The 18,898-nt window shown below is 55.2% G+C and carries 16 protein-coding genes; 6 read left to right on the top strand and 10 right to left on the bottom strand.

Annotated features, from left to right (window positions below; all coding sequences use genetic code 11):
- Window positions 1-122: 122 nt before the first annotated feature.
- A complete protein-coding gene (locus ELY38_RS14660) occupies window positions 123-1,190 on the top strand; it encodes an efflux RND transporter periplasmic adaptor subunit (RefSeq protein WP_127062989.1) in 1,068 nt (355 codons plus the stop codon).
- A complete protein-coding gene (locus ELY38_RS14665) occupies window positions 1,190-4,327 on the top strand; it encodes an efflux RND transporter permease subunit (protein ID WP_127062990.1) in 3,138 nt (1,045 codons plus the stop codon). Before ELY38_RS14660 ends, ELY38_RS14665 begins: the two co-directional genes overlap by 1 nt.
- 63 nt (window positions 4,328-4,390) lie before the next feature.
- Here ELY38_RS14665 and ELY38_RS14670 read toward each other — a convergent pair whose 3' ends face one another.
- Window positions 4,391-4,819 (bottom strand): DUF3617 domain-containing protein, encoded by a 429-nt coding sequence (locus ELY38_RS14670; RefSeq protein WP_127062991.1) that lies wholly within the window; start codon window positions 4,817-4,819, stop codon window positions 4,391-4,393.
- A gap of 137 nt (window positions 4,820-4,956) precedes the next feature.
- Here ELY38_RS14670 and ELY38_RS14675 point away from each other — a divergent pair, with 137 nt between their 5' ends.
- Entirely contained in the window at window positions 4,957-5,166 is a 210-nt protein-coding gene (locus tag ELY38_RS14675) for a zinc ribbon domain-containing protein (RefSeq protein ID WP_127062992.1), read from the top strand.
- Here the strand turns inward: ELY38_RS14675 and ELY38_RS14680 are convergent.
- The 4 genes from ELY38_RS14680 to ELY38_RS14695 all read right to left on the bottom strand — a co-directional run bounded on the left by ELY38_RS14680 (window position 5,163) and on the right by ELY38_RS14695 (window position 9,316).
- Window positions 5,163-6,005 (bottom strand): ABC transporter permease subunit, encoded by an 843-nt coding sequence (locus ELY38_RS14680; RefSeq protein ID WP_127062993.1) that lies wholly within the window; start codon window positions 6,003-6,005, stop codon window positions 5,163-5,165. The two genes, ELY38_RS14675 and ELY38_RS14680, sit on opposite strands and share 4 nt — an antisense overlap.
- Complete coding sequence (locus ELY38_RS14685) at window positions 6,002-6,913, bottom strand: ABC transporter permease subunit (RefSeq protein ID WP_127062994.1); 912 nt, start codon at window positions 6,911-6,913, stop codon at window positions 6,002-6,004. Before ELY38_RS14685 ends, ELY38_RS14680 begins: the two co-directional genes overlap by 4 nt.
- A gap of 34 nt (window positions 6,914-6,947) precedes the next feature.
- Entirely contained in the window at window positions 6,948-8,120 is a 1,173-nt protein-coding gene (potA, locus tag ELY38_RS14690) for a polyamine ABC transporter ATP-binding protein (RefSeq protein WP_127062995.1), read from the bottom strand.
- Between the two features lie 92 nt (window positions 8,121-8,212).
- Window positions 8,213-9,316 carry a polyamine ABC transporter substrate-binding protein gene (locus ELY38_RS14695; RefSeq protein ID WP_127062996.1) on the bottom strand — a complete coding sequence of 368 codons (1,104 nt, stop codon included), beginning with the start codon at window positions 9,314-9,316 and terminating at the stop codon, window positions 8,213-8,215.
- Between the two features lie 315 nt (window positions 9,317-9,631).
- On the opposite strand from ELY38_RS14695, the gene ahpC reads away from it, so the two are divergent.
- Together ahpC and ahpF are read left to right on the top strand one after the other, a co-directional pair.
- Window positions 9,632-10,195 (top strand): alkyl hydroperoxide reductase subunit C, encoded by a 564-nt coding sequence (ahpC, locus tag ELY38_RS14700; RefSeq protein WP_127062997.1) that lies wholly within the window; start codon window positions 9,632-9,634, stop codon window positions 10,193-10,195.
- Between the two features lie 234 nt (window positions 10,196-10,429).
- Window positions 10,430-11,986 carry an alkyl hydroperoxide reductase subunit F gene (gene ahpF, locus ELY38_RS14705; protein WP_127062998.1) on the top strand — a complete coding sequence of 519 codons (1,557 nt, stop codon included), beginning with the start codon at window positions 10,430-10,432 and terminating at the stop codon, window positions 11,984-11,986.
- A gap of 245 nt (window positions 11,987-12,231) precedes the next feature.
- On the opposite strand, the gene ELY38_RS14710 is transcribed toward ahpF, so the two are convergent.
- From ELY38_RS14710 to hemA, 5 genes are all read right to left on the bottom strand, one after another.
- Window positions 12,232-12,987, bottom strand: a complete 756-nt coding sequence (locus ELY38_RS14710) for a HesA/MoeB/ThiF family protein (protein ID WP_127062999.1) — start codon at window positions 12,985-12,987, stop codon at window positions 12,232-12,234.
- 4 nt (window positions 12,988-12,991) lie between these two features.
- On the bottom strand, window positions 12,992-13,492 hold the full coding sequence (locus tag ELY38_RS14715; RefSeq protein WP_127063000.1) for an Lrp/AsnC ligand binding domain-containing protein: 501 nt from the start codon (window positions 13,490-13,492) through the stop codon (window positions 12,992-12,994).
- A 72-nt stretch (window positions 13,493-13,564) separates the two neighbouring features.
- Window positions 13,565-14,407 (bottom strand): peptide chain release factor N(5)-glutamine methyltransferase, encoded by an 843-nt coding sequence (gene prmC / locus ELY38_RS14720; protein ID WP_127063001.1) that lies wholly within the window; start codon window positions 14,405-14,407, stop codon window positions 13,565-13,567.
- Window positions 14,407-15,495, bottom strand: coding sequence for a peptide chain release factor 1 (gene prfA / locus ELY38_RS14725; protein WP_127063002.1), 1,089 nt, complete (start codon window positions 15,493-15,495; stop codon window positions 14,407-14,409). Before prfA ends, prmC begins: the two co-directional genes overlap by 1 nt.
- On the bottom strand, window positions 15,492-16,802 hold the full coding sequence (gene hemA / locus ELY38_RS14730; RefSeq protein WP_127063003.1) for a glutamyl-tRNA reductase: 1,311 nt from the start codon (window positions 16,800-16,802) through the stop codon (window positions 15,492-15,494). The genes prfA and hemA overlap by 4 nt, the downstream gene beginning before the upstream one ends.
- A 244-nt stretch (window positions 16,803-17,046) precedes the next feature.
- Between hemA and ELY38_RS14735 the strand changes: the two genes are divergently transcribed.
- Entirely contained in the window at window positions 17,047-18,825 is a 1,779-nt protein-coding gene (locus ELY38_RS14735) for a tetratricopeptide repeat protein (protein WP_127063004.1), read from the top strand.
- The last annotated feature ends 73 nt before the right edge of the window (window positions 18,826-18,898 follow it).

The raw sequence follows: 18,898 nt of genomic DNA on the forward strand, positions 1-18,898 counted from the left end.
AAAAATAGCTCTTTGAGAAAGAAAAGAACGCGTATTTTAGCAGCTCAAGGTAGGGATGAAATTTTCTTCATGCTTAATTACGCAATATAAAAGTATTCACCGAGCCCACTATAGAGAAGCCCATGCACGTGCATGTCCGACACTGTCTAAGCGTTCTAGCGATTTTCCTCCTTTCTGGCCCCGCCCTTGGTCAAGCGGTACCTTCCGTTATTGGCAACCGCGCCGAGCTGGCAACCTGGTCCGACCCGCTGGAAGCGCTCGGCACATTGCGTGCCGATGAAAGCGTCACACTCTCAGCCACGGTGACCGACATCGTCGCGGAGATCAACTTTCAGGACGGCCAACAGGTAGAGCGGGGGCAACTACTGGTACGCCTTGAAGACGCAGAAGAGCAGGCCCAGCTCCGCTCGGCCCAGGCGATCAGTGACGAGCGGCGTAACGCGCTTGGCCGTACCACGCAACTTCAGGAGCGTAATCTGGCACCCCGCGCCGATGTTGAAGACTTTCAAGCCCAGCTGCGTCAGGCCCAAGCGAATATCCAGGCGCTGGAGGCACGCCTGGCCAACTACCAAATCAAGGCCCCCTTCAGTGGTCGAGTGGGTTTTCGTAACATCAGTACAGGGACCTTAGTGACACCGGGCATGGCCTTGGTCACGCTTGATAAGCTTGATGTGATGAAGCTCGACTTCAGCGTGCCGGAAAGTTTCCTGGGCCGCCTGTCTACCGGGCTCTCGTTGAGCGCCACCACGGCGGCCTACCCCGATGATGTGTTCAGTGGGCAAATTGCCAGTATTGGCACTCGCATTGACCCGGTATCAAGAAGCATTGATATACGCGCCGAGCTTGAAAACCCCGGTATGCGGCTTCGCCCTGGCATGCTGATGGAAGTGATCGTGCAGCAGCGGGTTCGGAATGCCGTGATACTGCCCGAAGCCGCCCTGGAGCCCAGCGGCGACCAGCATTATGTCATGCTGATCAACCAGGACGGCGGCACCGCGCGCCTGGAAAGAAAATCGGTGGTGATCGGCGAGCGGCGCTATGGTGATGTCGAGATTCTGGAGGGCGTGGCAGCAGGCGATTTAGTAGTCGTGCACGGTTTACAGCTTGCCAGAGACGGGCTGGAAGTACGCGTGTTGGGCATCACGGATGACGAAACGGGCGTTCGTGCCCTGCTGGAGGCAGACCGCTGATGCGCCTATCGGATATCTCCGTTCAGCGGCCCGTGCTCGCCATGGTGATTGCCGCACTGATTATTGCCTTTGGCCTGCTAGCGCTTGATCGGCTTCCACTACAGGAGTATCCCACCGTGGACCCTCCTATTGTCAGCATTGATACCCGCTACCCCGGCGCCGCTGCCAACGTGGTTGAAACGCGAATTACCCAGGTGCTCGAAGACAGGATTGCAGGCGTTGAGGGTATCGAGCTGATTACCTCTCAAAGTGAGGACGGCCGCTCACGCATTGAAATTGAATTCAGCATTGATATGGATATCAACGCGGCCGCCAATGATATTCGTGACCGCATTTCGGGCGCTTTGCGTAACCTGCCAGACGATGCCGATACGCCGGAAGTCACCAAGGCAGATAGCAGCGAAGAGATTGTTGTCTGGCTAAGCCTGTCGGGCGCCGATTATTCAATCACTGAACTGACCGATTATGCCAACCGTTTTTTGGTCGATAGCCTCTCCGTTCAGCCAGGTGTAGCCCGGGTTCGGGTAGGTGGTGGGCGCGACTACGCCATGCGCGTCTGGTTAAACCGCAATGCCCTTGCTGCGCGCGGCTTGACCGTTGGCGATATTGAAGATGCACTACGCGCTGAAAACGTCGAGTTACCGGCAGGTTCTCTCGAGTCGGAAGATCGCCAGTTTATCGTTCGCCTGCCGCGCAGCTTCGCGACTGCCGATGACTTCAAGCGCCTGGCGCTTAGCCAAAGCGAAAACGGCTACCTGGTACGCCTGGCTGATGTGGCTAGAGTTGAAGTCGGCTCGGTAGAAGACCGCTCTGTATTCCGGGCCAACGGTATTCCCATGGTGGGCCTTGGCATGATTATGCAGTCAACCGCCAATATTATTGAGCTTTCCGAGTCGGTTCAGGGCGAGCTTACCCGCCTTCAAGCCACCCTGCCTGACGGCATGACTCTTAGCCTGAATTACGACGCTTCAGTATTTGTATCCGGCGCCATTGACCAGGTCGTGATGACGTTGTTTATCGCCATGTGTCTGGTCGTGGTGGTGATCTTTCTGTTTCTGGGCAACCTGCGCACTACCTTGATACCTGCCGTTACCGTGCCCATTGCAGTTATCGGCGCATTCACCGCGCTTGCCGTCATGAACTTCTCTATTAACCTGCTGACCCTGCTGGCCCTAGTGCTGGCCATCGGCCTAATTGTCGATGACGCCATCGTGGTACTGGAAAACATTAATCGCCGCATGCACGACTATGGTGAGACACCGCTGGTTGCCGCCTTTCGCGGTACCCGTCAAATTGCCTTTGCGGTGATTGCCACCACGCTGGTACTAGTCGCGGTGTTTGTGCCGTTAAGCATGTTACAAGGCGATATTGGACGGCTTTTTTCCGAGTTTGCCCTGACCATGGCCGCCGCTGTGGTTTTTTCGACCCTGCTGGCACTCACACTCACCCCCATGATGGCCTCTAAGATTCTCAAGCCAGGTATGCACGACAGCCGAATTGGCCAAGGCGTGCAACGGCTTCTCGGCGCCACCCAACAGCGTTATCAGCGCTTGCTGAAATGGTTGCTGGATAAGCGCTGGCTGGTTGTCGGGCTATTTTTCCTGCTGATGGCCATGACGGCCTGGATGGCGACTCAGCTACCCAATGAGTACACGCCACAGGAAGACCGAGGCAACTTTATTGTGCTGGTGAACGGCCCCGAAGGCGCCACCTTTGATTACATGATGGATTACATGGATGAAATTGAAGCGCGTCTGACGCCGTTTATCGAAGCCGGTGAATTTGAGCGGGTCGTGGTGCGTGCGCCGCGCGGGTTTGGCAATATCGAAAACTTCAACAGCGGTTTTATCATTATTAACATGGCTGATTGGGGAAGCCGTCGCAGCGCCTGGGAAATCATGGACGACGTACGCACGCAGTTAAGAGCGCTACCTGGCGTTCAGGCGTTTCCGGTCATGCGCCAAGGGTTTGGGCAGCGCACGCAAAAACCCGTGCAGTTTGTGCTGGGTGGCGGCACCTATGAGGAAATTGCCCGTTGGCGCGACATACTCATCGACCATGTCAGAGAAGATAACCCTCGCCTGGCCGCGCTGGAAAGCAACTACAATGAAACGCAGCCGCAGCTTCGTGTGGATATCAACTATGAACGCGCCGCGGCTCTTGGCGTAACGGTAACGGAAATCGGCCGCACGCTGGAAGTGCTGCTGGGCGGGCGTAACGTTACCCGCTATGTAGACGATGGCGAAGAGTATGATGTGATCGTGGAGGGTGATCGTGCCCGCCAGAACAGCCCTCGAGCACTGGATAACATTCAGGTACGTTCGGCACGTTCCGGCGCGCTGATTCCCCTGGCAAGCCTGGTGACGCTTTCTGACTTTGCCGGGGCCAGCACCTTAAGCCGTTTTGACCGCATAAGAGCGATTACCATTGAGGCCAATCTGGCTGACGGCTACCCGTTAGGCGAGGCGCTTGCCTATCTGCAAGATGCCGCCAGCACCCTGCTGCCTGAAGAAGCGCAAACCAATGTGGCCGGCCCTTCAAGAGATTTTCAGCAGGCAAGTGGCGCCACCACCTTTTTGCTCGTACTTGGTGCGGTGGTGGTGTTTCTGGTGCTGGCGGCGCAGTTCGAAAGCCTCATTCACCCATTGGTGATCATGCTAACAGTACCGCTTGCCATGAGCGGTGCCCTGCTCGCCCTGCTGTTGAGCGGCCAGTCGCTCAATATCTACAGTCAGGTAGGTCTGGTGCTGCTCATCGGCCTGGCTGCAAAGAACGGTATTCTGATTGTGGAGTTCGCCAACCAGCTTCGGGATGAAGGAAAAGCCTTTCGTACCGCACTGATCGAGGCCTCGGTTACTCGCCTGCGGCCTATTCTTATGACCGCGATCACGACCATGGCAGGCGCCATACCGCTGATCTTCTCAAGCGGCCCAGGTGCTGAATCGCGTCTGGTCATTGGTACCGTCATCATGGCGGGCGTTGGCGCAGCGACGCTGTTCACCCTGTTGGTAGTGCCCGTTGCCTATGACCTTCTGGCACGCCATACCGGCTCGCCGGGGGCGGTTAAACGCCAGCTTGAAGCGGAGATTGCAAGCGCCCCTACAGACAATCACTTGCATGACCATCCGGGGCATTAATGGCTTGCCAAACAAAAAGGGCACCTCTATAGAGGTGCCCTTTTGGCTAGCTAGCGCAAGTGATTATTCACACTCACCCACGCGCTCGCCTTTAATCGAGGTATTCATGGCCAGCTCGCCCATCGGCGATTGAGTCAGAATATCAACGCTGCCGTCGATCTGCTCACCCATGAAGCTCATTTCGCCATCAATAGTGGCTTCGCCACCTTCTGCGCGACATACCATGCTGTAGGAAAGGCCATCAGCATTCATATCCTGATTGAGAATCTCGCAGCCTTCCTCTTCTTCGATAAACCCGAACTCAGCGCCTTCAAGCTCGTCCTGGGTAATACACTGACGCTCGGTTTCCGTTTGATCCGGAATGTCCATATCACCACTAATGCTGGTTACGCTGACGAACTCCCACTCGCCTGGCGTTACATTAGGTGTCTCCGCCAAGGCGACCATCGGGAAGGCCAAAACGGCCGCTACTGCCATGTTTCGTAACATCATCGCTTCTCTCTATAGCACGTGAAAAAACAGTACGTGGGAAATCGCGTCTATCCTACCTGATTCATTGCGCGGGTGCTTGGCTCGGCATCAGGCTGTTACACTGACTTTAAGCTTCAAATTGTTAAAGGTAGCCGTTTATGCACGATGACGCCTTAGTCAACCACGATTTTCATTGCCCCTACTGCGATGCACCGCTTACCTTCGTGATTGATACATCCCAAGGTAGCCATGCGACGTGGGAAGATTGCCACCAATGCTGCGCGCCGATCCAGTTGGAAATCGTGGTCTCGCCGATGACCGGTGAGCTTGAAGCTGTGCTCACCGGCCGGGACGACGATGTTTTCTAACCGGCATCTTCCTGCTGCAAGATGACCTGCCGCTTGGCTTCATTGCGGCGCATGAAATACCACGCCAAAAAGGTTGCCAGTGATACCGTCAAAATAATCAGCGTCGCTAGGGCATTGATCTTGGGTGAGACTCCCATGCGCACCGATGAAAAAACCACCATCGGCAGCGTGTTCGCTCCAGGGCCTGACACAAAGCTTGCGATTACCAGATCATCCAGCGATAGCGTAAAGGCTAACAGCCAACCCGCCACCAGCGCCGGAGAAATAATGGGCAGGGTTACAAAAAAGAACGTTTTCAGCGGCGGCGAACCCAGGTCCATGGCAGCTTCTTCAATGGAGCTATCAAGCTCGCGGAGCCGCGCTGCCACCACGACCGCTACATAGGCGCTGCAAAACGTGGTGTGCGCAATCCAGATGGTTACCGCCCCACGGTCGGCAGGCCAGCCGGTTAGCTGGGCCATCTGCACAAATAGCAGTAGCAATGATAGCCCGGTAATGACTTCCGGCATGACCAACGGCGCAGTCACCATGCTGGAAAGCGCTGTCTTACCCCGAAAGCGCCCAAAGCGCGTCATGACAAATGCGGCTACCGTACCCAGGCAGACGGCCATACTGGCGGCGAAAAAGGCGATTTCAAGGCTTGTCCATACTGCCGAAAGAATTTGCTGATCGCGAAACAGCGCGGCATACCACTGGGTCGAGAAGCCTGCCCATACGGTAACCAACCGGGAGGAGTTGAAGGAGTAGACCACCAACACCGCCATTGGCAGATAAAGAAACAGCAGGCCAATGATCAGCATAACGGTTGAAAAGTGGGGCCGCCGACGTACTAGGCTCATTTCTCAAGCTCCCGAGACTGATAGCGATGAAACCAGACGATGGGTATCAGTAGCAGTAGCAACATGACCATTGCCAGTGCCGAGGCGATTGGCCAATCGCGGTTAAGGAAAAACTCTTCCCATAGCACTTTGCCGATCATCAAGGTATTCGGTCCACCCAGCAGTTCAGGAATAACAAACTCCCCGACCGCCGGAATAAACACCAGCATCGAGCCCGCGATAATTCCGCCCATCGACAGCGGCAGAGTTACCTTGATAAAGGTGTTCAGCTTGCGAGAACCAAGATCTGACGCCGCTTCCAGCAGCGAGTTGTCCAGCCGGGTCAGGTGGGCATAAAGCGGCAACACCATAAAAGGCAGGTAGGCGTAAACGATGCCGATCACTACGGCAAACTGGGTATTCATCATGCGCAGCGGCGTCTCGATAACCCCCATCCCCATCAGTAGGTTATTGATCAGTCCACTATTACTTAGAATGCCCATCCAGGCGTAAACCCGAATCAAAAACGATGTCCAGGAAGGCAGCATGACCAGCAGCAGCAACAAGAGCTGCCAGCGTGCCGGTGCGCGCGCCATGGCATACGCCATGGGGTAGCCGATTAGCAGGCAGACCACAGTAGACATAAACGCCGTTTTCACCGACCCCCAGTACGCCGCGATGTAAAGAGAGTCAGAGAGCAGAAACAGATAATTGCCCAGGTTCAGAAAAATACTTAGGGTCTGGTCGGCATAATCAACAAGCGGTCCATAAGGAGGAATCGCCACTGCCCCTTCCGATAGGCTGATTTTCAGTACCAACGCAAAGGGCAGCAAAAAGAACAGTAAAAGCCATATCAGCGGAAAGGCGATCACCGCACGGCGGCCTAACTGACAGCGCCTGAACATGGTAGTTAAGTGAGATAGCATCATTAAAGCCAATCTCCTGAGGGGCCGAAAAGACCCATTAACGGTTCAACACGATAGCGCTGTGGTCTTCCCAGTAGACATACACGCTGTCTTCCCAGGTGGGCCGGTCGCCTCGCCGTTCGGTGTTTGCCATACTGACTTTGATCATCTGGCCAGACGCAGTGCGTATATAGTAAAGAGAGAAGCCGCCCAGATAGGCGATATCGTCCACTTTTCCTTCGGCCCAATTATAGTCTTCCGTGGGCTTTTCACGGGTCAACCAGATTTTTTCCGGGCGCAGCGCCGCCCACACGCGCCGATCATCGGCCTGGGTGGTAATCCCATGATCAATATAGATGGGCCGCTCAAGATCAGGTGCAGAAATCAGACAGTGATCGGCGGCGTCTTCGATAATTTCACCTTCAAACAGGTTCACTGTGCCCACGAATTCCGCCACCATGCGGCTGGCCGGGCTCTCGTAAATATCCACTGGCGAGCCGACCTGCTCGATCCAGCCGTCGGCCATGATAGCCACGCGATCTGCCATGGTCATGGCTTCTTCCTGGTCATGGGTCACCATGATGCAGGTCACGCCTACCTGCTCGATGATCTCGACCACTTCCAGCTGCATTGCGGTGCGCAGCTTCTTATCAAGCGCCCCCATGGGCTCATCCAGTAGCAAAAGCTTTGGCCGCTTGGCAAGCGAACGCGCAAGCGCCACCCGCTGTCGCTGGCCGCCCGAGAGCTGGTGCGGCTTGCGCTTGGCAAATCGCTCCATATGCACGAGCTTCAGCATCTGCGCAACGCGCGCCTCTATCTCGGCTTTGGGCAACTTGTCCTGCTTAAGGCCAAAGGCGATGTTCTGCTCAACGCTCATATGCGGAAACAGCGCATAGGATTGAAACATCATATTGATGGGGCGCTTATGGGGGGGCATGGCGGTAATATCTTCGCCACCCAGTAAAATTCGCCCTTCTGTAGGTGTTTCAAACCCGGCCAGCATGCGCAAAAGCGTGGACTTGCCTGACCCTGAACCGCCTAAAAGCGCAAAAATCTCTCCACGCTTTACCTTTAAGTTCACATCGTCGACCGCCAAAGCGTCATCAAACCGCTTACTTAAGCGCTTGACCTCAAGCACGATATCTTCAGCAAACCGTGGGGTTTTACCCTGGGGGCGTTGAGCTGCAGGGGATGCTGCTGAGGGTTCGTTCGACAGGGGCGTAGTGAGCATTCGCCACTCCCATCAAAAGGCCCGAAAACCCGGGCATTAAAAGACGAACAGCGAGCCTGGCAGGCCAGACTCGCTGTCAGATAGCGTATTGCTTAACGGCCAGATTTAACTCGGTTCCAGATACGCGTACGAACGCGCTGTACCGGCTGTGGCATATCAATCGCCACATACAGGTTGTTCATGACCTCGGTTTTCGGATAAATAGCCGGGTTGTTCAGAATTTCTTCTGGTAGGTAGGCATCGGCCGCCGCGTTAGGGTTGGCATAGCTCACGTAATCGGTGATTTCTGCCGCAATTTCGGGGTCCAGAATGAAGTTGATAAACGCGTGGGCGTTTTCCGTATTGGGTGCATCGGCAGGAATCGCCATTACGTCAAACCACAGGGCAGCGCCTTCCTTGGGAATGCTGTAGCCAATTTCAAAATCGCGGCCAGCTTCTTCAGCACGCTCAGCAGCCTGGAAAACGTCGCCGGAGTATCCACCCGCTACACAGATATCGCCATTGGCAAGATCCGACACGTAACGCGAGGAATGGAAATAGGTAATATTATCGCGAATAGCGCCAATCAGCTCGCCGCCCGCTTCAAGGTCTTCGGTGCTTTGACTCAGCGGATCCAGGCCCAGGTACGCCATGGCAGCGGGAATCATCTCCTCGCCAGTATCCAGCATGGAAATACCGCAGCCGGCTTTTTTCAATGCCGTGGTGATTTCAGGATCAAACAGCATGGCCCAGCTATCAACGGGTGCATCGTCGCCAAGAATTTCCCGAATGCGCTCAACGTTGTAGCCAATGCCGTTGGTACCCCACATGTAAGGCACGGAGTACTCACCGTCAGGGTCAATCGCTTCCAGACTGTCGGTAAGCTCAGTGTTAAGATTTTCTAGGTTAGGCAGCTGTGCCTTATCCAGTGGCTGGTATACACCCGCGTTACGCTGGCGGGTAAAGAAATGCGTTGAAGGTACGACCACGTCATAACCCGAACGACCAGCCAAAAGTGCCGCGTCCAGGGTTTCGTTGCTGTCGTAAACATCATAGATAACGTCAATACCGGTACGCTCGGTAAATTTTTCCAGCGTTTCCGGTGCAATATAGTCAGACCAGTTATAAACCCGCACCTCATCGGCTTGGGCGACAGACGCCGCTGCGGCAAAAGAGACGGCCGCAACGGCCCCAGAAAGTTTGTGGATATTCCCCATTACGCTGCTCCTGATTTCCAAAAACGGTATTACCTAAGCTTACAGAGTATGTTAGCTGTCAGCACTAACTTAGGCCTTTCTGCTGAACCTGCGAATTTTGCGTTGCAGCGTTATCTATCGCAAGTCAATGTGAAAGATTCTTGCATTATAGTGGCACTGCCCCCACTAGAGGAGCAGTGAAACGACGTTGAGTCATTTTTTATAGGTGCAAGCTATTAGGTGAATGGCATTTTCCAATTTTAGCTATTAGTCTAAAGCACTTACCATGACCAATATCGTTTTCACCTTCATGCATAAGACACGGAGAAAAGCTGGATGTCCTTGATCAATACTGAAGTAAAACCGTTTAAAGCAACTGCCTATCTTAACGGCGAATTCATTGATGTAACCGAAGCCGACCTGAAAGGCCAATGGTCCATTTTCTTCTTCTATCCGGCTGACTTTACCTTTGTTTGCCCGACCGAGCTTGGCGATCTGGCTGACAACTACGAAGCTTTCAAGAAACTGGGCGTCGAAATTTACAGCGTTTCAACTGACACCCACTTCACCCACAAAGCTTGGCACGACAGTTCTGAAACTATCGGCAAGCTTCAGTACCCCATGCTGGCTGACCCGACCCTGCAAATTTCGCGCAACTTCGAAGTTCTGATCGAAGAAGCAGGCCTTGCAGAGCGCGGCACCTTCGTTATTGATCCGGACGGCAAAGTTCAGATCGTTGAAATCAATGCGGGCAACATCGGTCGTAACGCCGAAGAACTGCTGCGCAAGGTTAAAGCTGCTCAGTACGTTCGTGAAAACCCCAACGAAGTATGCCCGGCCAAATGGAAAGAAGGTGAAGAAACACTTGCACCTTCTTTAGACCTCGTCGGCAAAATCTAAACGGCGAACGCAACCGCCTGTCCTATACAAGCAGTGTTGGATTATCAACCAGATAGTTCCCGTGTTTGAACGGCGGTTGCTCAACACCCGGGCGCATCAGTCCGGGTGTTCCATCCTAAACGCGCTACTGATTCTCTCCATTGACACCTGGCTACTCCGTGACTCGTTTGCACGCTGGCTGCGTGTGACTATGGATCGAGAACACCTTCTAAAGATTACGAGGAAGCCATTATCATGCTGGACGCCAATTTAAAAAATCAGTTGAAAGCTTATCTTGAAAAAGTGACTCAACCGTTCGAGATCGTTGCGTCCCTTGATGACGGTGCCAAGTCGCGTGAACTTCTAGGCCTGTTGGAAGATATCAATGGCCTGAGTGATAAGATCACTCTGAAAACTGATGGTCAGGATAGCCGCACTCCGTCATTCGCCCTTAATCGCTCAGGCGAAGAGACCGGTGTCGTGTTTGCTGGCATCCCCATGGGCCACGAATTTACCTCCCTGGTACTGGCACTACTTCAAGTAGGCGGCCATCCACCCAAAGCATCCGATGAAGTGCTTAACCAGATTAAAGCGCTCGAAGGCGAGATGCTTTTCGAGACCTACTATTCGCTTTCCTGCCAGAACTGCCCCGATGTGGTTCAGGCATTAAACCTGATGGCGATCTTTAATCCGAACATTCGCCACGTCGCGATTGACGGGGCGCTCTTCCAGGATGAAGTGGAAGCGCGTGAAATCATGTCCGTACCCAGCATTTATCTGAACGGCAAGCCGTTTGACCAGGGCCGCATGACCCTTGAGAAAATTCTCGCCAAGGTAGACACCGGTGCCGCTGATCGCGAAGCGAAAAAACTCAGCGAAAAAGCCGCTTTCGATACGCTGGTTATCGGTGGTGGCCCTGCGGGTGCCGCAGCGGCTATCTATTCAGCACGCAAGGGTATCAATACCGGCGTTGCCGCTGAGCGTTTTGGCGGCCAGGTATCTGACACCATGGGCATCGAAAACTTTATTTCAGTGACTCATACCGAAGGCCCGAAACTGGTTAGCGCGCTGGAAGAACACGTCAAGGAGTACGATGTTGACGTGATGAACCTGCAGCGTGCCACGGCCTTCAAGGCTGCTGAAACCGAGGGCGGGCTTCATGAGGTAACGTTTGAATCTGGTGCCAAGCTGAAAAGTAAGTCACTGGTGCTTGCAACCGGCGCACGCTGGCGCGAAATGAACGTACCCGGCGAACAGCAGTACCGCAATAAAGGCGTCGCCTACTGCCCCCACTGCGATGGCCCGCTGTTTAAGGGCAAGCGTGTCGCCGTTATTGGCGGTGGTAACTCGGGCGTTGAGGCAGCGATTGATCTGGCAGGTATTGTCGGCCACGTTACCCTGTTTGAATTTATGGGCGAAATGCGCGCTGACGCCGTGCTTCAGAAAAAGCTCAAGAGCCTGCCCAACGTGGATATTATCCTGAATGCTCAGACCACCGAAGTGACGGGTGATGGAAGCCGTGTAAACGGTCTGACCTATAAAGACCGCAACACTGATGAGGTCAAGAATATCGCGCTGGAAGGCATCTTTGTGCAGATTGGCCTGGTGCCCAACACCGAATGGCTTAAGGACTCTCCCATCGAGATGTCACCGCGTGGCGAGATTATCGTCGATGCTCATGGCATGACATCCGTTCCAGGCGTGTTTGCCGCAGGCGATGTGACCACGGTGCCTTACAAGCAGATCATTATCGCCATGGGCGAAGGTGCCAAAGCGTCACTGGGCGCATTTGATTACCTGATTCGCAACTAAGCCAGACTTGCCAGGAATTGAATAGCAGGTTTCATTCAATCAGGCTTTAAACCGATTGAATTTAAGATGACAGGCATCGTCGGGCAGCGGACTTTTTTGATAGTAACGCTGCCCCTAGCCTGCCCTCCCCCTGATCCTTTTTGACGTAAAAGACCGTGACGTCACGCCCGCTATCCAGCGGGCTTTTTTTGTTTCACGCTTTTCTTATTGAGCAGCAAGCGCTGTACGGAGCTAACTTGTTCACACTATGTACGAGAAGCGCACACCGCACACTCAGGGTCACGTGGCACCTTGAAGTTTCGCCACTGACCGCTTAAACCATCAAACGTGGATAGCCCTTGATGAGTCTGCCCAGCACCACTTAAAAGCTTGAAAGCTTCTATTGCCTGGAAGCAGCCGATAAGCCCGACCAGCGGCGCCATTACCCCGCTTTCGGCACAGCTAAGGGCTTCATCACCCAGTTCATCCTGCGGGTAAAGGCAGGCATAGCAGGGGCTATCAGAATCGCGAGGGTCGAAGACGGCAAGCTGCCCTGAAAACCGGATCGCCGCACCAGACACCAGCGGCACACGAGCTTTTTGAGTCGCCGCGTTAACGGCATAACGGCTTGAAAAGCGATCAGTGCAGTCCAGTACAACATCGACCAAAGCAACCAGTTTGTCGAGCTCATTACCCTCGGCGTGAAACTCAAGCGCCGTAATCCGGCACTCGGGGTTAAGCGCCTGCATGCTCTGTTTAGCAGAAGCAGCTTTGTTTTGCCCTATGCTTGCCTGCTGATGGGCAATCTGGCGCTGCAGGTTGGAAAGCTCAACCATGTCGGCATCAGCAATAGTAATCTGTCCTACGCCTGCAGCGGCCAGGTAAAGAGCCGCAGGAGATCCCAGCCCGCCCGCACCAATTATCAGTACATGGGCGCCACGTAGACGCTCCTGGCCCTCAATATCCACTTCAGGCAGCATGATTTGACGGCTGTAACGTAGCAGGGCCTGGTCATCCATCATTGGCTTACTTATCCTCAAATTCCTCGAAGCTGGGTATATGCAGGCTAACGTTTTCCTTAACCTCTTCCATTACCACGTAGCTTTTTGATTCCTTGACGCCGGGCAGGGTCAGCACCACCTCTCCCAACAGCTGGCGATAGGCTGCCATTTCGGGAATGCGACATTTCAGGATGTAGTCAAACTGCCCAGAGACCAGATGGCATTCCTGAATTTGCGGCAGTTTTTCCACCGCCCGTCGAAACTCATCGAAAACCGACGGTGATTGCGTTTCCAGGCTGATTTCGACAAATACCAGCAAATTGGCTTTCAATGCCCCGGGGTCAAGAATAGCCTGATAACCGCGAATAATACCGGCGCGCTCCAGACGCTTGACGCGCTCCAGGCAAGGGGTTGTGGATAACCCGACTTCAGTGGCTAAATCTACATAGGAAATACGTGCATTTACCTGCAGACAGCGCAGAATTTTAAGGTCGATACGGTCCAGCGTTCTATTTTTGGGTTTCATGGCAGGATCCAATACACATAAACCAGGCCGTTGTTAAAGGCGGCTCGTTGCTATCAGTGACTATCTAGCGGCTTAAATCCTACCCAACGTAATGCGCTCGTGCCCGCCAAGATCGCAAATGCTTTCAACGCTTTGGTAGCCCGCTTTACCCAGCGCCGCGCGCACGTCTGCCGCCTGGCGGTAGCCATGCTCGAGCAATAGCCAGCCTGAAGCGCTTAAATAACGCCTCGCCGTGGCTATTAAATGCATCAGGTCCGCCAAGCCATCCCCAGCTGCCACAAGCGCACTCGCTGGTTCAAATCGCACATCCCCTTGGTGTAAATGGGGGTCATCGGCCGCAATATAGGGCGGGTTACTGACGATCAGGTCAAACCGCTCAGTGTCGCCCTGAGCAAAAGCGCTAAACCAGTTGCTTTGCTTGAACCGGACGTTGGTAATCGCAAGTTTCCGGGCATTACCCTGGGCCAGGGCAACGGCCTCTTCACGAAGGTCCACACCCACCACCTGCCAGCCAGGCTGTTCATTGGCAAAGGCCAGTGCGATGGCCCCGGTGCCGGTGCCTAGATCCAGCAGCCGCCCAGAAGGCGAGACAACACGACCAAGAGCGGCCTCGACCAGCGTTTCGGTATCCGGCCGGGGGATCAGAGTGTCTTTTGACGTGTCCAACCTAAGCCCCCAGAACTCGCGTTCGCCGGTCAGGTAGGCCACTGGCTGGCCTTGAACACGCGCGGCGATCAGCGCGTCAAAACGGGCATGTTCCCAAGGCGGGCATTCACGGTCTCCCCAGGTGTAAAGCCAGGTGCGGTCGCGCTTGATCACATGCGCCAGCAACACTTCAGCATCCAACCGTGGAGACGCAGAGCCCGCCTCCTTTATTCGCTTGGCAGCCGCCTTCAACAGGGTATCAAAGGTCATTACGCTTCCTGAAGCGCTGAGAGCTGTTCGGCCTGGTACTCGTGAATCAAAGGCTCGATCACTTCATCCAGCTGTTCACCGCTGACGACTTCATTGAGCTTGTAAAGTGTCAGGTTGATACGGTGGTCGGTTATCCGCCCCTGAGGGAAATTATAGGTACGGATGCGTTCGCTACGATCGCCCGAGCCAACCAGGGAGCGGCGCGCATCGGCCTGTTCCTGGCGCTGGGTATCCATAGCGTTACGCTTGAGTTTGGCTGCCAGCAGAGACATCGCTTTCGCGCGGTTCTTGTGCTGACTGCGCTCTTCCTGACACTCAACGACAACACCTGTGGGCAAGTGGGTAATCCGGATGGCCGAATCGGTGGTGTTAACGTGCTGGCCGCCCGCGCCGCTTGAGCGATAAGTGTCAACGCGAAGATCTGCTGGATTGATGTCGATATCGCCAACATCTTCGACTTCTGGCATAACCGCAACGGTACACGCAGAGGTATGGATACGTCCTTGGGACTCCGTTGCCGGCACGCGCTGAACCCGGTGAGCCCCCGACTCAAACTTCAACCGTGCGTAGACGCCGTCACCCTTAACGCGGGAGATAATCTCTTTATAGCCCCCCTGCTCGCCGTGGCTGGCGCTGACTACTTCCACGCGCCAGCCACGCTTCTCGGCATAGCGGGAATACATGCGAAACAGATCACCGGCAAAAATCGCCGCCTCATCGCCGCCCGTACCGGCACGCACTTCTAGAAACACGCCACGGCCATCGTCCGGGTCTTTGGGCACCAGCAGGCGCTTCAGCTCCGTGTCCAGGGTTTCCAGCTTTTCCCGGCCGTCGCTAATTTCCATTTCGGCCAGCTCGCGCATCTCGGGGTCGCTGTCCCGGCTCAGCTGCTCGGCCGATTCAATATCATCTTCCACGCTTCGATAGTGCTGCCATGCGGCCACCAGCTCATCCAGCTCAGCGTACTCGCGTGAATAATCGCGAAACCGCTGCTGGTTGTTAATTACCTCAGGGTCAGACAACAGCATCGCCAGCTCTTCAAAGCGTTCTGTAAAGCTGTCCAGGCGTTGGCGCAAGGTATCTTTCATGCGGGCGTATTATCCTTCTGACGGTTAGCCTTGGGCGCGGGCTTTTCAAAGGCAGGTTTAACAGGTAACAACAGGCGTGGCGCGGCCTCAAGGAACTCATGATGTTCTTGAGAAGCCGCATCGCGTATCGCCTGGGTGGGTTGGTGCATCAAGCGATTAGCCAACTGGTGTGCCAGTCGCTCAATCACCTTGGCCGGATCTTCGCCACGCGCCAGACGTTCCAGCGCCTGATCACGCGACTCATCACGTAGCGCTTCGCCGTGATGACGATACTCACGAATCAGCTCACCGCCGCTGCGTATGCGTCGCTCGTGCTGCCAGCTGCCCACACCATGCTCGATCAGGGACTCAGCTTGATCAGCAGCCACCTGGCGATGACGGCGGTTCTCTTCGATAACCTCTTCCAGGTCATCGACTGTATACAGGAAAACATCGGCCAGCTCGCCTACCTCAGGCTCGATATCACGCGGCACGGCAATATCCACCATAAAGACTGGGCGGTGGCGGCGCTTTTTCAGCGCGCTTTCGACCATTCCCTTACCCAGAATCGGCAGCGGCGAGGCGGTGGAAGAGATCACGATATCGGCTTCTTCCAGCGCAGCGGGAATTTCGGGAAGCGTGATTGCCCTTCCCCCTAACCGAGAAGACACAAGCTCAGCACGCTCGCGGGTACGGTTCGCCACGGTCAACTCGCGCACACCGGCTTCATGTAGATGGCGAGCCACCAGTTCGATCGTTTCGCCGGCGCCGATCAATAGCGCACGTGAACGACTGAAATCATCAAAGATGCGGCTGGCCATACTCACAGCGGCATAAGCCACCGACACCGGGTTTTTACCGATGCCGGTTTCGGTGCGTACCTGCTTGGCGACTGCAAAGGTATGCTGAAACAGACGTTCAAGCTCGCCGCCCAGCCCCTGCATCTGGCGGGCCTGCTGATAGGCATCTTTTAATTGACCGAGTATTTGTGGCTCGCCCAGCACCATGGAATCAAGACCAACGGCCACGCGCATCAAATGACGGGCAGCGTCGTTGTCCAGATAGTGATAGGCGCATCGGGTCAGCTCATCAATGCTCAGGTTATGAAAACGCCCAAGCCATTCAAGAACGGTTTGTTCGCCGGCGGCATCCGTTACGCAATAAAGCTCTGTACGGTTGCACGTTGAAAGCACCGCGGCTTCGCTGATATGTGGCAGGGCACGCAGTTGCTCCAGCGCATGCTCTAACTGCGCCGGTGAAAAAGCCACCTGCTCACGTACGGCCACACTGGCAGTACGATGATTGATTCCCAGGGCAAGAAGCGTCATGCGGTATGCGTCTTCGCTAGTGGTTGGGTCGTCACGTCGCTATCGGTCTTGAAATCTCGGTTTATATGTCTTGCGCTTGGTAACGCAAGCTTTGGCAGCGTCTCTAAAATCTTCAATTGCGCTTGTATGGCTACCTTTCAAGGTCAACTATTCTATCACAGCACACCAACATCTGGCGCACACCACTTTGCCGCAGCCAGTCAAGCCGCTATGCTGAGCATTCGGCCACTTAAATGAGAGACGCATGCCCCTTCGCTCACTATTATCGGGTTCACCCCTGCTGCCCCTGGCCGCCACCGTGGTACTCCTGAGCGGCTGCCAATCATCGCCCTCCTTTAAAGGTGGCTCGACCAGCCTGTTTACCGATGACCCCATGCGCTCAGCACCGCCTGTCACACGCGGCCTGGATGCCGATGGGCTGCGTACCTTGCTTAGTGCGGAGCTTGCCGGCCAGCGTGGCGACTACCGCTACGCCAGTCAGGGGTATTTACAGGCCTCGCAGCGCTATAGTGTGCCAGCGCTTGCTGAACGGGCAACGTTCGCAGCCCGCTTTGGCGAAGATATAACCCTTCTGGAAGCATCGGCCTTACGTTGGCAGGAGTTGGCTCCACAAGCAGAACTACCCAATCGGCTGCTGGCCTCGATCTCCTTGCAACGTGGCGACTGGCTGGACAGCCTGGAGCAGCGTCTGGCCATTACCCAAGCGGGTGGCAACGGCGAATTAACCCCGTTTGCCGAAGTTGCTGTGAGTGAGGAAAGTGCGCCTTTGACTCTGCTCGCCCGGCAAATGCGCGACCACCTGGCCCAGCCTGGCGCTGAGCAGCTTGAGCACCATAGCGATGTCCTGCTTGCTACCGCCCTGCTTGAAGCAGCGCTCGGCGACACCCGCCAAGCCCAGGCACGCCTGGATGAGGTTGCCAAGCGCGATCCCGCTTCACCATCGCTCTGGCTTGCCCAGGCACGCCTGGCGCTGGAAGCCGACGATTTGCAAACCGCCCGGCGCGCCGCCCAGCAAGGCGTCAGCATTGCCCCAGATGACGTGCGTTTTATTCTCATGCTGGCACAGGCTGAAATTCGCCTGAACAATATTGCCGCTGCCGAAACCCAGACTGACGCCTTACTGGATAGCCACGGCGGCAATCAAGATTTACGCCTGGCACTTGCCCAGCTCTATCTGGAAGAAGGACATAGCGAGCCTGCTTATCGTCTGCTGCAGCCGCTTATTGGTCAGGAGCGCGTACCTAACCTGGCTTACTACCTATTAGGGGCTATTGCCCAGTCACAAGGCGATATTGATAACGCACTGCTCTATTATCGTCAGGTAAGCGAAGGCGATGAGTTTCTGCCTGCCCGCGCTACCGCCGCGCAAATGCTGATTGAAGATGATCGGCTGATTGATGCCCGGGCTTTCCTGCGCATTGAGAGGATGCGCTACGACCGCTATTTTGGCGACTTGGTAGCCTTGGAAATCCAATTGCTTGATCAGCTCAAACAACCTGATGAGGCCTCGGCGCTGCTTAACCGTGAACTGGCCCGCACGCCCGATGACACCAACCTGCTCTATTTACGTGCCATGCGCGCCTGGGAGGCAGGTGATCTTTCGGGCATGGAAAGAGACTTGCGCCGGCTGTTGCGCATTGAGCCTAACAACGCGGTCGCTTTGAACACGCTGGGTTATACGCTAGCAGATTTGAATCTACCGGGCCGTTTGGAAGAGGCACGTACGCTGATTGAGCGCGCCTATGAGGCTGACCCTGACAACCCAGCCGTTCTCGATAGCATGGGCTGGGTTTATTTCCGCCTGGGCAGACCAGAAGACGCGCTCGCCTGGCTGGAAAGTGCCTATAGCCAACTGCCCGATCAGGAAGTGGCTGCTCACTTGGCAGAAGTGCTGCATGCGCTGGAGCGCAGCGACGAAGCACGCGAGGTGATCAGGCGCATACAAGAGAGCACCTCACGCCACCCACTGATTAATGAGCTACTTGAGCGCTACCCTGAACTAACCCCGGCAGACGCACCCTAACTAGCTGGCCAAATTATCAACAGACGCGCGTGATACGCGTAGTACATGCTGAATGCGCCGCCTTAACTATTAA

This window comes from Vreelandella nanhaiensis (assembly GCF_003990185.1).
GTDB classification, from domain to species: domain Bacteria; phylum Pseudomonadota; class Gammaproteobacteria; order Pseudomonadales; family Halomonadaceae; genus Vreelandella; species Vreelandella nanhaiensis.

Coding starts and splice junctions, on each gene's coding strand:
- ELY38_RS14660 (WP_127062989.1), top strand. CDS start 123: ATGCACGTGCATGTCCGACACTGTCTAAGCGTTCTAGCGATTTTCCTC.
- ELY38_RS14665 (WP_127062990.1), top strand. CDS start 1,190: ATGCGCCTATCGGATATCTCCGTTCAGCGGCCCGTGCTCGCCATGGTG.
- ELY38_RS14670 (WP_127062991.1), bottom strand. CDS start 4,819: ATGATGTTACGAAACATGGCAGTAGCGGCCGTTTTGGCCTTCCCGATG.
- ELY38_RS14675 (WP_127062992.1), top strand. CDS start 4,957: ATGCACGATGACGCCTTAGTCAACCACGATTTTCATTGCCCCTACTGC.
- ELY38_RS14680 (WP_127062993.1), bottom strand. CDS start 6,005: ATGAGCCTAGTACGTCGGCGGCCCCACTTTTCAACCGTTATGCTGATC.
- ELY38_RS14685 (WP_127062994.1), bottom strand. CDS start 6,913: ATGATGCTATCTCACTTAACTACCATGTTCAGGCGCTGTCAGTTAGGC.
- potA (WP_127062995.1), bottom strand. CDS start 8,120: ATGCTCACTACGCCCCTGTCGAACGAACCCTCAGCAGCATCCCCTGCA.
- ELY38_RS14695 (WP_127062996.1), bottom strand. CDS start 9,316: ATGGGGAATATCCACAAACTTTCTGGGGCCGTTGCGGCCGTCTCTTTT.
- ahpC (WP_127062997.1), top strand. CDS start 9,632: ATGTCCTTGATCAATACTGAAGTAAAACCGTTTAAAGCAACTGCCTAT.
- ahpF (WP_127062998.1), top strand. CDS start 10,430: ATGCTGGACGCCAATTTAAAAAATCAGTTGAAAGCTTATCTTGAAAAA.
- ELY38_RS14710 (WP_127062999.1), bottom strand. CDS start 12,987: ATGATGGATGACCAGGCCCTGCTACGTTACAGCCGTCAAATCATGCTG.
- ELY38_RS14715 (WP_127063000.1), bottom strand. CDS start 13,492: ATGAAACCCAAAAATAGAACGCTGGACCGTATCGACCTTAAAATTCTG.
- prmC (WP_127063001.1), bottom strand. CDS start 14,407: ATGACCTTTGATACCCTGTTGAAGGCGGCTGCCAAGCGAATAAAGGAG.
- prfA (WP_127063002.1), bottom strand. CDS start 15,495: ATGAAAGATACCTTGCGCCAACGCCTGGACAGCTTTACAGAACGCTTT.
- hemA (WP_127063003.1), bottom strand. CDS start 16,802: ATGACGCTTCTTGCCCTGGGAATCAATCATCGTACTGCCAGTGTGGCC.
- ELY38_RS14735 (WP_127063004.1), top strand. CDS start 17,047: ATGCCCCTTCGCTCACTATTATCGGGTTCACCCCTGCTGCCCCTGGCC.